Origin of the sequence: Streptomyces virginiae, assembly GCF_041432505.1 — a bacterium.
Classification (GTDB): Bacteria; Actinomycetota; Actinomycetes; order Streptomycetales; family Streptomycetaceae; genus Streptomyces; species Streptomyces virginiae_A.
The window spans coordinates 4,783,862-4,796,691 of record NZ_CP107871.1; the positions used below are offsets into that span (position 1 = coordinate 4,783,862).

Annotated in this window: 10 protein-coding genes and 1 pseudogene; 7 read left to right on the forward strand and 4 right to left on the reverse strand. The window is 67.3% G+C overall.

All coding sequences use genetic code 11. From position 1 onward, the window contains the following. Nucleotides 1–43 precede the first annotated feature (43 nt). Both OG624_RS22390 and OG624_RS22395 read left to right on the forward strand, forming a co-directional pair. Entirely contained in the window at nt 44–1,510 is a 1,467-nt protein-coding gene (locus tag OG624_RS22390) for a replication initiator (protein WP_371639752.1), read from the forward strand. Beyond that, nucleotides 1,507–1,659: a hypothetical protein gene (locus OG624_RS22395; RefSeq protein WP_371639753.1), complete on the forward strand. Its 153-nt coding sequence runs from the start codon at nt 1,507–1,509 to the stop codon at nt 1,657–1,659. The genes OG624_RS22390 and OG624_RS22395 overlap by 4 nt, the downstream gene beginning before the upstream one ends. A 51-nt stretch (nt 1,660–1,710) precedes the next feature. Here the strand turns inward: OG624_RS22395 and OG624_RS22400 are convergent, their stop codons facing one another. Continuing rightward, nucleotides 1,711–3,339, reverse strand: coding sequence for a recombinase family protein (locus OG624_RS22400; protein ID WP_371639754.1), 1,629 nt, complete (start codon nt 3,337–3,339; stop codon nt 1,711–1,713). A 61-nt stretch (nt 3,340–3,400) separates the two neighbouring features. Here OG624_RS22400 and OG624_RS22405 point away from each other — a divergent pair. The 5 genes and pseudogenes from OG624_RS22405 to OG624_RS22425 all read left to right on the forward strand — a co-directional run. Beyond that, a pseudogene (locus OG624_RS22405) lies at nt 3,401–3,559 on the forward strand (ATPase, T2SS/T4P/T4SS family); the annotation flags it as partial. 96 nt (nt 3,560–3,655) lie between these two features. Then, nucleotides 3,656–5,113 carry a site-specific integrase gene (locus OG624_RS22410; protein WP_371639755.1) on the forward strand — a complete coding sequence of 486 codons (1,458 nt, stop codon included), beginning with the start codon at nt 3,656–3,658 and terminating at the stop codon, nt 5,111–5,113. Further along, nucleotides 5,113–7,089: a hypothetical protein gene (locus OG624_RS22415; protein ID WP_371639756.1), complete on the forward strand. Its 1,977-nt coding sequence runs from the start codon at nt 5,113–5,115 to the stop codon at nt 7,087–7,089. The genes OG624_RS22410 and OG624_RS22415 overlap by 1 nt, the downstream gene beginning before the upstream one ends. Next, nucleotides 7,086–9,458, forward strand: coding sequence for a hypothetical protein (locus OG624_RS22420; protein WP_371639757.1), 2,373 nt, complete (start codon nt 7,086–7,088; stop codon nt 9,456–9,458). The genes OG624_RS22415 and OG624_RS22420 overlap by 4 nt, the downstream gene beginning before the upstream one ends. A gap of 41 nt (nt 9,459–9,499) precedes the next feature. Next, entirely contained in the window at nt 9,500–9,886 is a 387-nt protein-coding gene (locus OG624_RS22425; protein WP_371639758.1) for a hypothetical protein, read from the forward strand. A 96-nt stretch (nt 9,887–9,982) separates the two neighbouring features. On the opposite strand, the gene OG624_RS22430 is transcribed toward OG624_RS22425, so the two are convergent. The 3 genes from OG624_RS22430 to OG624_RS22440 form a co-directional block, all read right to left on the reverse strand. Further along, nucleotides 9,983–10,177: a hypothetical protein gene (locus tag OG624_RS22430; RefSeq protein WP_371639759.1), complete on the reverse strand. Its 195-nt coding sequence runs from the start codon at nt 10,175–10,177 to the stop codon at nt 9,983–9,985. 38 nt (nt 10,178–10,215) lie between these two features. Beyond that, nucleotides 10,216–11,058, reverse strand: coding sequence for a hypothetical protein (locus OG624_RS22435; protein ID WP_371639760.1), 843 nt, complete (start codon nt 11,056–11,058; stop codon nt 10,216–10,218). 128 nt (nt 11,059–11,186) lie between these two features. After that, complete coding sequence (locus OG624_RS22440) at nt 11,187–12,581, reverse strand: sporulation protein (RefSeq protein WP_371639761.1); 1,395 nt, start codon at nt 12,579–12,581, stop codon at nt 11,187–11,189. Nucleotides 12,582–12,830: the final 249 nt, after the last annotated feature.

Consider the following 12,830-nt stretch of genomic DNA (forward strand, 5'->3'; position numbering starts at 1 on the left):
TGCTGCCCGGGGCTCTCACCCCCGTACGGAAGGACTCCCACTGATGACCCGCGAACTTGTCCTGCGGCACGTGATCAGCCCCGCCGTACGGGACCTGATCGAACTGGCCAACCTCCAAGACTTCGACCGTGTCCGCGAGCAGGTCACCCGCCTCGGCGGCTGCTCAGCGCCGGTCAACCTCGTCGGCTGGACCGAGACCCGCGACACCAAGACCGACACGGTCATCCGGGCCTATGCGACCGCCGACGAACCCACTGGACGGCTCCTGACCGCCTGCGGCAACCGGCGCTCCTCGCGCTGCCCCGCCTGCTCCCGCGTCTACGCCGCCGACACGTACCACCTCGTCCGGGCCGGACTCTCCGGCGGCAAGAACGTCGCCGAGACCGTCCGCACGCATCCCCGCCTCTTCGTCACCCTCACCGCCCCCTCCTTCGGCCCCGTCCACAACCGGCCCACCGGCGGCGGCAAGCCCCGGCCCTGCCGCTGCGGCCAGCACCACAGCGAGGACGCACCCGTACTGGGTACGCCTCTGAACCCCCGCGCGTACGACTACGCGGGCGCGGTCCTGTGGAATGCCCACGCAGGGGCCCTGTGGACCCGCTTCACGACCTACCTCCGGCGTGAGCTGGCCCAGGGCCTGGGCATCACGCAGAAGGCTCTGAACGCGTCCGTACGGGTTTCCTTCGCGAAGGTCGCCGAGTACCAGAAGCGGGGCCTGGTCCACTTCCACGCCGTCGTCCGCCTCGACGGCCCCGACGGCCACACCACCACCCCGCCGGCCTCCGCCACCGCGAAAGCGCTGACCGAAGCAGTCCACCGGGCCCGGGACCGCGTCGTCCTCACCCTCAACTCCGACGCCGTCGGCGACCGCATCATCCGATGGGGCGCCAAGATCGACGTACGCCCGATCACCGCACTGGGAGACGGCGAACTCACGGATCAGCGCGTGGCCTCCTACGTCGCCAAATACGCCACCAAGAGCGCTGAAGGCTCCGGCACCGTAGACCGCTCGCTGGTCTGCGCGCCCTGCTCGGGCCGTGGCACCGTCGGCGGCCGGGTCAAAGACCTGTGCACCCACTGCGAGGGAACCGGCCGCGCCGAACCCTTCACCGACCTCCACGTCCAGACACACGTCCGCACGATGATCCGTACCGCCTGGACCCTCGGCGGCCTGCCTGAGTTCGCGCACCTCAAGCTCACCAAGTGGGCGCACATGCTGGGCTTTAGGGGCCACTTCTCCACCAAGTCCCGCGCCTACTCCACCACCCTCGGCGCGCTCCGCGACGTACGCCGCTCCTGGCGCATCGCCCAAGCCGAAGCCGCCCGCGAACGCGCCGGACACCCGGTCCCCGCCGATGACTCGACCCTCGTCACCGAATCCTCCTGGGCCTTCCTCGCCACCGGCTACCGCCCCGGCGAAGAACTCCTCGCCAACCAGACACGCCACGAAACAGAACTCGCACGCATCGACAGGGAACGCGTCAAGACCGAAGGGGAGGTATGGGGATGAGCCGCTCCGACCGTCGCCCCACGGAAGCTGAATGCTGGGATGGCTTCTGGGAAATCATCGGCAAGGCTGCTGCCCGCCGCTACCTGCGCGAGCTGGAAGAACTCAACGGTGACCACGCGGACGTGATCGACTTCCCGGCCGCTGCCTGACACAACTGTGCCGCCCTCAACCAACCAGGCCGGGGGCGGCACAGGGCCGTTTCACGCGGATATGGGCCCGTCGTCTTCCGGCTCGGGCCGCTCCCACATGGGGATGACCTTGTACCGGCTCTTGTCGTGGAACTCTCCGCGAGCGGCCGTCACACGCCAAATGACCTTCTTCAGCGCGGCCCGCTTGGTGTCGTCGTCCAGGTGCTCCCACTCCTGCATGAGGCCCTGGAAGACCTCCCGCTTGGGGACTGTAGGCGGCTTGCGGTTCCTGGCCCTCATCACCTTGGCCTCGGCATCGCGGATCTCCTGGGCGATCTCGTCGCGCTGCTCAGCGAACTCGGCCTGGTCGATCTCATCAGCCGCGCGCATACGTACGAGGTTCTTCTTCTGGAGCTTCAAGCGGGTGATCGCGGCTTCCCAATCCGCGGTGGCCTCCGGCTGCTCCTTCTTCGCCGCGACAGCAGCCTGTGCCGCAGCTTGCGCGGCGCCGTCGTCGCTCGCCCGCTCCTGAAGCCACTCGAAGATCACCTCGTCAACGGCCTCGCGACTGGCGTTTGAGTGGTTGCACTCACCGGTATCGATCCCCCGACACCGCCACGTCAGGTACTTCCCGCCACCCGCACCGCGTGAGCTGCCGGCGCGCATCGGGCAACCGCTCCCGTCGCCACAGTCGATACAGACGACCAGCCCACTGGCCTGGTACTTCGCCTTGGTCTTGTGCGAGGCGATACGTGTTCCTGCCTTGCGCCGATCCAGGTAGGCGTTCCACACGTCCTCGTTCTTGATCACCTGGCGATGTGCGCCGGGCAGCCAAAGGAACCGGTCGATCTTCAGGATGCCTATGGGCTCGACCGCAGACTCCGGCAACTCGTCTGCCCAGCTCTGCGCCGTGGGCGTGACCCGCAAGTACCCCGCACCGAACCCCGTGTCCATGAAGCCCATGAGGTCCTGCGCAGAGATGATCCCGCCGGAGTAGCTGCGGATGCCGTCCAGCTTGATTTCATGCGCGGTCTTGGTCAGCGGCTTCCCCTCGGCGTACTCCTCGTAGGCGTATGCGAGAGCTTCACCGTAGGCCGGTCGGGGTATCTGTATGCCTGACTTGCACTTCGCGCAGGTCTGCCGCTGCTTCCGCTCCCTGCGGACTCCGTTGGGGGATCGCGGCTCCGGCATCGGACACGTGTCGCAGTACCAGTAACCGAACCTCGGGCCCCCGTGATGTGGCAGGCCACGCCGCAGCCGGTTGGCATGCGTGCTCATCCAGTTCTCGCCGATCTGCTCGCGTTGCAGCTCCGCGACTCCCAGCATGTTCGTGCGGGCGAAACGGCCGGCGGCAGTCTTCGTGTCGAAGTGCTCCGTCGCGGACTTCGCTACGCCGCCCATCCCCTCCAACATTCGGATGTTGGTCAGGGACAGTTCGATGTTCCGGCCGAACCGGTCCCAGCGGTAGACCAGCACACCGTCAGCCTCGTCGTTGGAGACTCGGGCGATGATGGCGCCGATCTTGCGCTTGGCGAAATCCCCGCCAGACAGATCAAGGTCGTAGACCACGTCCACGATGACGGCCCCGATGTCGGCGGCATGCTTGCGGCCCGTGTGCTCTTGCAGGTCGGGGCTGATCATGTCCTCTCGGGCGGTGGATACCCGGATATACAAGATCAGCCGTAGAACCTTGCTGGTCACAGCTCTGAGCATGGCCATTGTGTCGCTCTCCCGTACATGTGTTCTTTAGGGAGTCTACGTAGGCACCGGAACGGGCAAGACCACCCTCCTCAGCGCCCTGTTGGGGCTCGTAGGCCCCGGTGAGCGGATCGTCCTGGCCGAGGACTCGGCCGAGCTGCGCCCCGACCATCCGCACGTGGTGCGGCTGGAGACCCGGCCGGCCAACCAGGAGGGGGCCGGTTAGATCAAGAGTTCATAGATGTCTCACTATCTCAGCGGTACACCAGGGGTCGCTGTTAGGTTCAAGAGATCGTTCATGTCTCAGAGTTGGGGATTCATGGAGTACGTCTTCGTGTCGCACCGGAAGGTGCGGCGGCACGCGGGTGCCGTGGAGGGTGTGGATCTGGATTGGGTCGAGTACGTGACCCGTGCGGGGGCGCTCAAGGAGGGCACGCCGTTCTTCCTGGGTCCGGATATGCGTCCACTGGAGCCGTTGACCTCGTGCTTCTTCGAGTTGGCCAAGCGTCTGGATGCGGGTTCGCTCGAGGACTACGCCTACGACCTGATGGACCTGGTGGGCTTCCTCGAGGATCTGGATCCACCGACGGACCTGCTGTCGGCCACGGAGGACGACCTCGTCGCGTACAAGGACGAGCTGATGAAGTATCGGGACGAGCCGGTGTCGGCGGCGACGTGGATGCGTCGGCGGGCGGCGATCCACAACTTCTACGACTGGGCCGTCGAGGACGTGAAGCTGCTGGATCGGCGTCCGTACCACCGGCGCAAGAACGGCAAGGACGTTCTGTCTGTGTCGGTGGTTAACGATCTCGACGTCCGGCATCTGACCTATTCGCAGTGGCGGTTCCTGAAGCAGGTGGGCCTTCGCGGCCTGCTGCCCGACGAGCGGGTGGACCGGTCGTTCCGTGGGGCGGCGCCGTTGCGCAACAGCGCTGCGGCGGAGGTGGCGGTGACGACGGGCATGCGTTTGCGGGAGTTCAGCACTCTCCTCGACATTGAGGTCGGGTCGCCGCGCCGGGACGGCTCGGCGGCGCTGGTGGATCTGCGGGAGATGGCCAAGTACAAGCTGCCTCGCACGGTGGAGATCCAGCACGCCACCCTGAGGGAGATCGACTTCTACCGGCGCACCGAGCGGGCCAAGGTCGTGCACGCTGCGGCCCGCACGCTGCACCGTCACCGGGCGGAGCTGTTCGTTGTCGACGACATCAACTCCCGGCAGGGCAAGGTCAGTGGAGTCCTGCACGGGCGCCGGCGGACCTTCACGGTCAAGGACATGGACGTGGCCACGCGCCGGATCGCGGTCATCGAGGGCGACCGGGGTCTGGAGCCGATGGCGTTGTTCGTCGGTCGCGGCGGGCGCATGTTGTCCCCTCAGCGCTGGCACCAGGTCTTCGAGGACGCCCACGTGCGGGCCCTGAGGATCAGCAAGGAGCACGAGCTTGAGACGGTGGTTCCGCGGGCTTTCAAGATTCACGATCTGAGGCACACGTTCGCGATCTTCATGCTCCAGTTGCTGACCGAGCTGGTGGCGGCCCAGGAGGCAGAACTGCGGCGCTTGGGCGGGCATACCGTCTACCTGGCCGATCACATCAGCAGGTCGCCGCAGCTGACGGTTCAGCGTTTGCTCGGCCATCGCCAGGCGACGTCGACCATGCGCTACCTGCGTTACATCCGCAAGACGAACCTGCTGGTCGCCCGGGCCATCGCGGACTGGAATGCCCAGGACACCACCTACGCCGACTACGCGGCCCGTCTGGCGCCGGGGAGGGCTGCCTGATGCCGCGTCGGGGTGAACGCAAGAGCCGGCCGCGTCCCACGGTTGCCGCGAAGCCGCCGGCTCCGCAGGGGCGGATCGCGGTCCGGGAACTGATCTACGTCTACCGGCACCAGAGGATGGTCAGCCGGATCGATCCGGCGGATTTCCGGTGCTCGCTCCTGGCGGGCCAGCTCGCTGACGCCTGGCTGGACTATCACCACAAGGCGGGCCTGACCTCCAGCCAGCAGTACGTCTCGGTGATCCGTAGCTTTCTGCCGTTCGTCGACACGCATCTGGCGGCCGCGGGCCTCGACCCAGGTGAAGCCCGCCTGGACGGCGGACCCATCGACTTGACCGAGGTCATCTACCAGTGGGAGGAAGACCTCCTGCATCGATACAAGCCGGGCTCGAAACGGCCGAATGTGCTGGCTGGGGCATTGCTCATCCTGGTGGGCCACCGGGCGGTCCGGGACGCGAAGGTCCCCGAGCGTCTGAGGCGGCGGGCGGAGGGACCTCCGACGTTCCGGGGCGGCTCGAGCGAGCCGTTGGACGAGTTCGCCAACCACGAGCGTCTGCTCCTGCGGGACAGTGCCCAAGCCGACATCCGGGCCCTTGAGAAGCGGCTCGCCGTTGGCCGGGCCCTGCTCGCCGAGGGGCAGGACCCGCGACGCGAGGGCTGGCGGTCGCTGCCGAATCTTCTCTGGGCTGCCCGGCACGGCGTGCTGAACATGCCCGCTCTGCTGTCTCATCTCCCGTCGCACTTCAAGTGGTGGCCGGAGCCCTTGCGGGATGTGGTAGCCGACCCGCTCTACATGGCCCGCTTCGGCGGGAAGTACGGCGTGATGACCACGGTGACTGGGCTGCTGTTCCCCTGCGAACTTGACCTGCAGCCGTTCCGTGTCCTGCTCCTGCTGGCCATGGGCGACGCCACCTCCGAGGAGGTGCACGATCTCGCCCTGGATGACCTGGAGTTCAGTGACGAGGGAGTGCGGGTGGTGCAGACCAAACTGCGAGCCCAGCGGATCCGACCGCATCTGCACGGCAACGACGGGCCGCGGGTGAACGAGCGCCCGCTCGAGGAGGACGAGGCACCTGGTGAGTCGGCTTACCCGGGGACCGGGAACTGGGACGTCCCGGGTTTGCTGAGGCGCCTGATCGCGGTGAACACCATGACGCGGGAGGCATTCGAGACCGAGCCGTGGCTGTTCACGGCCGTCGAATCCACCGACTACCGGCGTCACATGATCGCGGGGCGGGCACTGTTTCGAGCCCCCGGACGCCGCTTCTCCGACTGGATCACCAGCCATCCGGACATGGAGGGCGAACCGGCGAGGATCTCCCTGCCGCACGATGTGCGGCGCCTGCGCAAGACGTCGAAGACCACCCGGGTCGCCGCTCTGGGCGGCAGCCTGAGCGACCTGGCTGGCGACGATCACCACATCGAGGTCTTCCGCGGCCACTACGCCCACGGCACGACCGCACATGTCCTCGCCGGCCGGGCCGTCAACCGGGCCCAGCGCGGAGTCTTCAGCAAGATCAAACCAGGCAGGCCCGTGCTGGTCACCGAGGGGGCCGAGGCCATGCTGGCGGAGCCGGAAACGGCCGCTGAGCTGGGCATCTCGGCTGAGCAGGGCAAAGCCCTGCAGCATGGAGAGCTCGACATGGGTGTCGTCAACTGCCGCGATCCCCACGATTCCCCGCACACGCCCAAGGGCAGGCTCTGCCATGTTGCGCCAGCGATGTGCATGATCTGCCCGAACGCGGTGGTGTTCACCTCGCAGCTGCCCCGGCTGCTGATGCTCGACGACCACATCTCCCACATGCGCAAGGTGCTGGCTCCACCGGTCTGGCAGGCCACCTGGGGCGTTCAGGCAGCGGCGCTGAAGGAAGTGTTCACCGAGTGCGCGGAACAGCTTCCTGATGCCCGCCAGCAGATCGAGGAGGGCAAATTCCGCCTCGATCTGCCGCTCGGAATGCGAACGGAGTACGACCGATGACGACCGCCGCAGCCTTCCAGTCGCTGCCCTCGCAGACCATCCCCGACGGCACACCCGTCTTCGGCGGCCACCGCAACCTCATCCTCGGCGCGGAGGTCCCACTCTTCGGGCAGGCCGGGTACTGGCCCGGCGACTGCCTGCGCCGGCCGGCGAACCGGGTGAAGAGCGCCTGGCGGGCCTCGTTCCCCAAGGACCCGCTCTGGAACCTGCGGACCCGCGAGGTTGCCTTCGGGATGCTCAACTCCAGCCATAAGATCCTCCGGGATGCCGGTCTGTTCTTCCGGGCCGAGAACTGGAGCCTGCCTTCGGTCAGGCAGATGTGCGACAAGATGCGGCTCATCGCCAAATGGGCGCTCGAGCAGAAGATGCCGCACGATCTGGCGGCCTGGGCGGCGGACGACTGGCAGAGCTACCTCGACCATCACGCCCTGACGTCCGGAACGTCGACTCTGGCCAACGATGTCCTCACCATTCGCCGCCTCCTGGACTTCGCTCCGCTCCTGACCGGCGGGGGCCTGCTGGAGGATCCCTGGCCCGGCAAATCCGCTGCCGAGGTGGCTGACCGGACATTCCTGGGAGAGCTGACCACTCCTTCCATCCCCCCGGCCATCTGGTGGCCGCTGCTGCGGGCCGCCTGGTTCTACATCGAGGAGATGGCCCCGCAGATCCTTGAACGCCGCGATCAGCAGATCGCGGCCGTGGCCGCATCGACCGGGACGCGGCGCCAGACCCATCACGCCCGGGACACCGACGCCAAGCTCGCCGCCTGGGTGCAGGACCCCGCCTCGTTGGTGCCGGTCCACGCCAGAGACTTCCGCGGATACCCGGCAGGCACCGTGATGTGGTCGACACTGAGCCTCTGGCTGACAGACGGCATCAGCCAGGGCGTGTTCAAGGCCGGCCGGGACTCCGAACGCCACCAGATGAGGCGCAAGATGATCCAAAGGCTGGTCGATGCCGGCCGGGTCCGACCCATCACAGCCAAGGAGGGCCGGGCTGCCCTCGGCGACATCGCCCGCCCCGCACGCGGCCGCAACCGGCGACCCGACGAGCTCGACGCCCAGGTCAGGCAGTGGCTGGCCGACCCTGCGAACCGCATCCCGGTCCGCAGGGAGAACAGCCCCCACGGGCCGGCCGGCGAGCCGGTCTGGCTCACCCTGGAAAGCCGGGTGTTCGGCACGGTGACCAGGGCGAACGTCTTCACGAGCGGCACCGCCCGCACCCGCCAGCGACAGCAGTGGGTCCGTCAGGCGATCACCGAGGACCGCACCGACTACATCGAGGACGGCGATCTCGAGCACGCCCTGCGGATGGTCCGAGCGGCCTGCTACATCTTCATCGCCGCACTGACCCTCATGCGTGACAGCGAACTGCAGGAGATCGAACGCAACTCCGTGGTCGAGCATTTCGGCTCTCCGGCGCTGGCCTCGCGGAAGATCAAGCACGACGAATCCCGGCCCCGCCTCAAGTGGTGGATCACCGAGCCGGTCGCACAGGCCGTGGCGGTCGCCGAACACCTCTCCTGGCACGACAGTCATATCTTCGCCACCCTGGCCCCGCCCAGCGGGTTCTTGCCGGAAGGAACCCGTGGTCGGGCCGGGTTCGACGCGTTCCGCGACATCGACTTCTTCATCGAGAACATCAACAGGACGCTGGACCGGACCAGGCTGGAGGCCATCCCCGAGGGACTGGTGAGGCCCCACATGTTCCGCAAGACCATGGCGATCATCACCGCCCAGCAGCCTGACGGGGAGATCGCGCTCGGAATCCAGCTCAAGCACGCCGCCCGCCGGGCCCTGGCCAACCAGGTCACCGCCGGCTACGGCCGGATCGACCAGAACTGGCGAAATGAGTTCGACAACCAGCTCGAGCTGGCCGCGGCCCGAAAGCTCGTCGAGCTCCTCAAAGCTCGCCGGCAGGGTGAACCGGTCGCTATCGGCCCTGGCGCCGCCCGGCTGCACGCGGGCCTGGACAAGGTCATCACGACGATGGACAGCGACCCGCACCTCCAGGCTCAGATCGCGGACGAGCGAATGCAGGTCAGTCTGCTGCGGGATGAGTTCGCCCAGCTGCACTTCGGCACGGTCAATCACTGTCTGTGGCAGGCATCGACCGCCGAGTGCCAGAACCAGCTGCCGGCCGAGCAACGGGGCAAGCAGCCCCTGCTAGGCGCCTGCCAGCCCGGCAAGTGCCGCAACTCCGTGCTGACCTTGAAGAATGCTCCGTACTGGATCGCCGAGGAGGGCGATCTGCGGGACACCCTGCGACGGGAACGGCTCTCCCCGCCGCGACGTGAGTCGATCGAGAACCGTCTCACCGAGGTGCAGTCGGTCACCGCACAATTCGCCACCCTGGAAAGTGACCTCTGATGCCGGTATCCGCAGCGACCGCCACCAAGATCCGTGAGGCCATGTCCCGGCTGCTGGCCGGTGAGCCCCTACACACCAACGGCGCCTTGACGAAGGAGAACCTCGCCCGCGAGGCCCAGGTCAGCCACGCCACCATCCACCGGGCCGAGGACATCCTTGCCGAGTGGGACGCCAAGGTTGCCCGCCCGGTCCTGCGAAGCCCGGGCGAAGTCGAACGGGATGGGACGATCGCGAAGCTCCGCCGACAGCTTCGTGAGTCCAAGGCAGAAGTCACCGAACTTCAGGGTAAGTTCGATGCTCTCGCGGCGGTGACCGCGAACCTCTACCACGAGAACTTCGCGCTGAAGAGGAAGCTCGGCAGCAGCCGACGCCTGGCCTCCCTGCCGGCTCCTGCCGCAGAGCCCGATCCCGTTCGAACGGATGGCTGAGCGCATAGATCTGTACACGATGGTGCACGACGAAGTCGTACGCGACTGAGGAGGTTTGCTGACCTTCCCCCCTCCTCGAGGAGGGGGGAAGGTCAGCTACTCACAGTCGGGAAGGTCTTCCGTTCGGCCGTCTTCCGGGCCGGCTGGCTGAGCCCTCTCGTCAGACGCGGCTTCATCGGCGGCTGCCAGGCGGTCGCGGCCGGTCCTGCCACGCAGTTCGCTGAGCTGGACTGCGAGGCTGATTACAGCAGCCGCCGCGGAGACCACGGCAATGGTGTTCTCGAAACTCAAGTTCGGTCCTTGGTCAATCAAGGGGGACCGACGTCCGACTACGCGATGAGGCGCCCTCCACGCGGACGCAGTCGGTCGCGGCCCTCGACGGTTGGGCGACGAGGGACCGCACGTCCCGGTGCTCTCGGCACCCGGGGCTCAGCAAGGACGAGTGCACCCGGTGGTCCGCACACCCGCACAGGAACCTGCACGTCAATGATGGGCGAGGCAGGTACTTCTTCGGTTTCGTCGTTGCCGAGGTCCAGCAGCTGCAGCAGTTCGATCAGGTGAGACGATCCGGCGCCCAGGAGACTCAGGACTCGGAGAAGGCGAAGGGTGCCGGCCGCCTGAGCGATGAGCTCGTCAAGTCCGAGGCCCGGAAGCTCGCTTACCTCAGCGAGATCGACAACGGTTTCCGGGGTGATGGCCCACAGCGCCTCCGCAGGCATGCCCTGGAGTTCCTCCAGCGCCCACAGCGGGACATTCGCAGCTCGGAGCATGCGCAGACGGTGGGGATGTCCGTGAGACCGAACAGCTTGCTCGAGGTCCAGGTCAGTGATTTCGACTGTCTCACGCCACAGGTCCTCGACCGGACACAGCGCGTAGTAGGCCAGCAGACAACTGACCTCGGGCTTGTCTGCCAGCATCGCCACTTGGACTGTCAGCCGGGCGATGTGTGCTGCCACCGGCGTCCCGGGGATGCGGGCAGCGACCGCACGCAGAAAGTCGATCCGTCCTTGGGCCCCCAACTCGGCCAAGGGATGGGCGTTGTCGAGGACTCCGCCGTATCGGAGGGCGTCCACGCCTTCGCCGATGGCGCCGTAGTCCGACTCGGGTACCGCTGCGATGAGCTGCTTCGCCTGCTGGATGCTGAGGTATTTGGAGATGCGGACCTTGCCCATGCCACCTCCCTTTCGGCAACTCTAGCGACTCCGGCCTCCCGGTGAGCCGCCATCACCGTATGAATGAGGGCGAGTTGTCGGACGTCGGGATCGATGGATCCGGGCGAGGGGCTCGACCGAGATCACGCTCAGGCGGCGATTCCGAGTTCGGTGCGGGTGCGGTGGATGAATTCGCGGACGGCCGGCTCCCGCCGCCAGGGGCCGAGGGCGGTGTTGAACTCGCGGACGTAGTCCTTGGCCCGGGAGGACTGGACGCGGGCGAGGATGTCGATGGCCCGGTTCCCCAGCTCCAGGCCGTGGTCGAGGTCGCGTGCCTGGAGGTGGGCGGTCCCCACGATTGCCAGCCGCATCCCGACCGAGCGGGTGAACACCCCGGACGGCATCGCGGCGGCCCGCTGGTTCCAGGCCAGGGCCGCCTTGGGGTTCTTCAGGTCGCGGAAGACCTCGGCGGCATCCGCCGACAGTCTGGCGTGGTGATAGAAGTCGATCCAGGCGGGCTCTGAGCCGCTGACAGTGTCGGCTTGGCCCAGGAGGTCCTCGGAGGCGGCAAGGGCCCGTGAGGCGGCCCTGGCGTCCCTCTCGCGGGCATGGGCACGGGCTTCGATCAGCTTGGTGAATGCCAGGACACGCGGGGCGGCCTGGCCCTTCGCGCGTTCGAAGGCTCCCTGGGCCATATCGACGGCCTCGGAGCCGAAGCCCCGCAGCAGCGACTGCATCGCCATCGTGGTCAGCACATAGCAGCCGAGCTGGACGTCCCCGCCCGCGCGGGCCAGACGGAGGGCCTGGATGAAGTGCCGCTGGGCGACATCGTGCTGGCCCACGTCGAAGGCCGTCCACCCGGCCAGCCGGGACAGCTCGGAGGTCACGGAGAACAGATCACGGCCGACCGCGTCGGTGAAGGAGCCCCGCAGCAGCGGGGCGGCCCGCTCCTGAAGGCAGACGGTGACGGAGTTCGCCTTCCAGTTCCCGCCACCGTATTTGGAGTCCCAGCGGCGGGCCTCGTCGGCCGCATCCCGGAGTTCTTCCAGGTCGGCCCGGCCGACCTGCTTCTTGCCGCCGGCCACATCGGCGGCGTCATCGGCGGGGGTGACCAGCCAGCGGGTCACGGGGGTGGTGAACGCGGACACGGCGAAGCCGGATCCGGTTAAGAAGTCGCGGCGGTTCACGAAACTCCAGAACGACGTGGCCACTCGGACCGCATCAGCACGGTCCCGCGGGAAATCCAACCCCACATCGGCGTCCGGTGTCTCCGCATCGCCCATACCGATTTCGCCAAGCGTCACCGGACGGCCGAGCCGTTCGGAGATCGCCTGGGCGAGGAAGGTGGGCACCGGCCACTTGGGGATCATGCCCCGCTGACACCAGTTCGCGATGGAGGTATGCGAGTAGTCCGTCTCCAGCCCGGCCTGCTGGGCGAGCTGGTTGACCCGCAGGGCGAGAGACTTGTGGCTTGCGCCGCAGGTCTCGATGAGCCGGTCCAGGTCCGCGTTAGGCGGACGCTTCCGGCGGCTGGTCGATGCCACCCGAATCCCCTTTTCCACCAGGTCAGCAACAGGGCTGCTGACGAGGAAACGCCACGAGGCCGGTCCGCGTCGACTGGGCATTTTCAGTCGTAGGCATTCCGGCAGGGCACGGGGAGACCGTTCGCCTCTCCGCGTCTGGAGCCACCGAGGGTATTGCCCTGCGGACCCTGGGTGAACCTGCTTTGCGAGTTGTGAGCCCCCCTGCGAGCCCTGCCTGAGGATCGGGCCAGCCGGTGTGATGAGGACGCA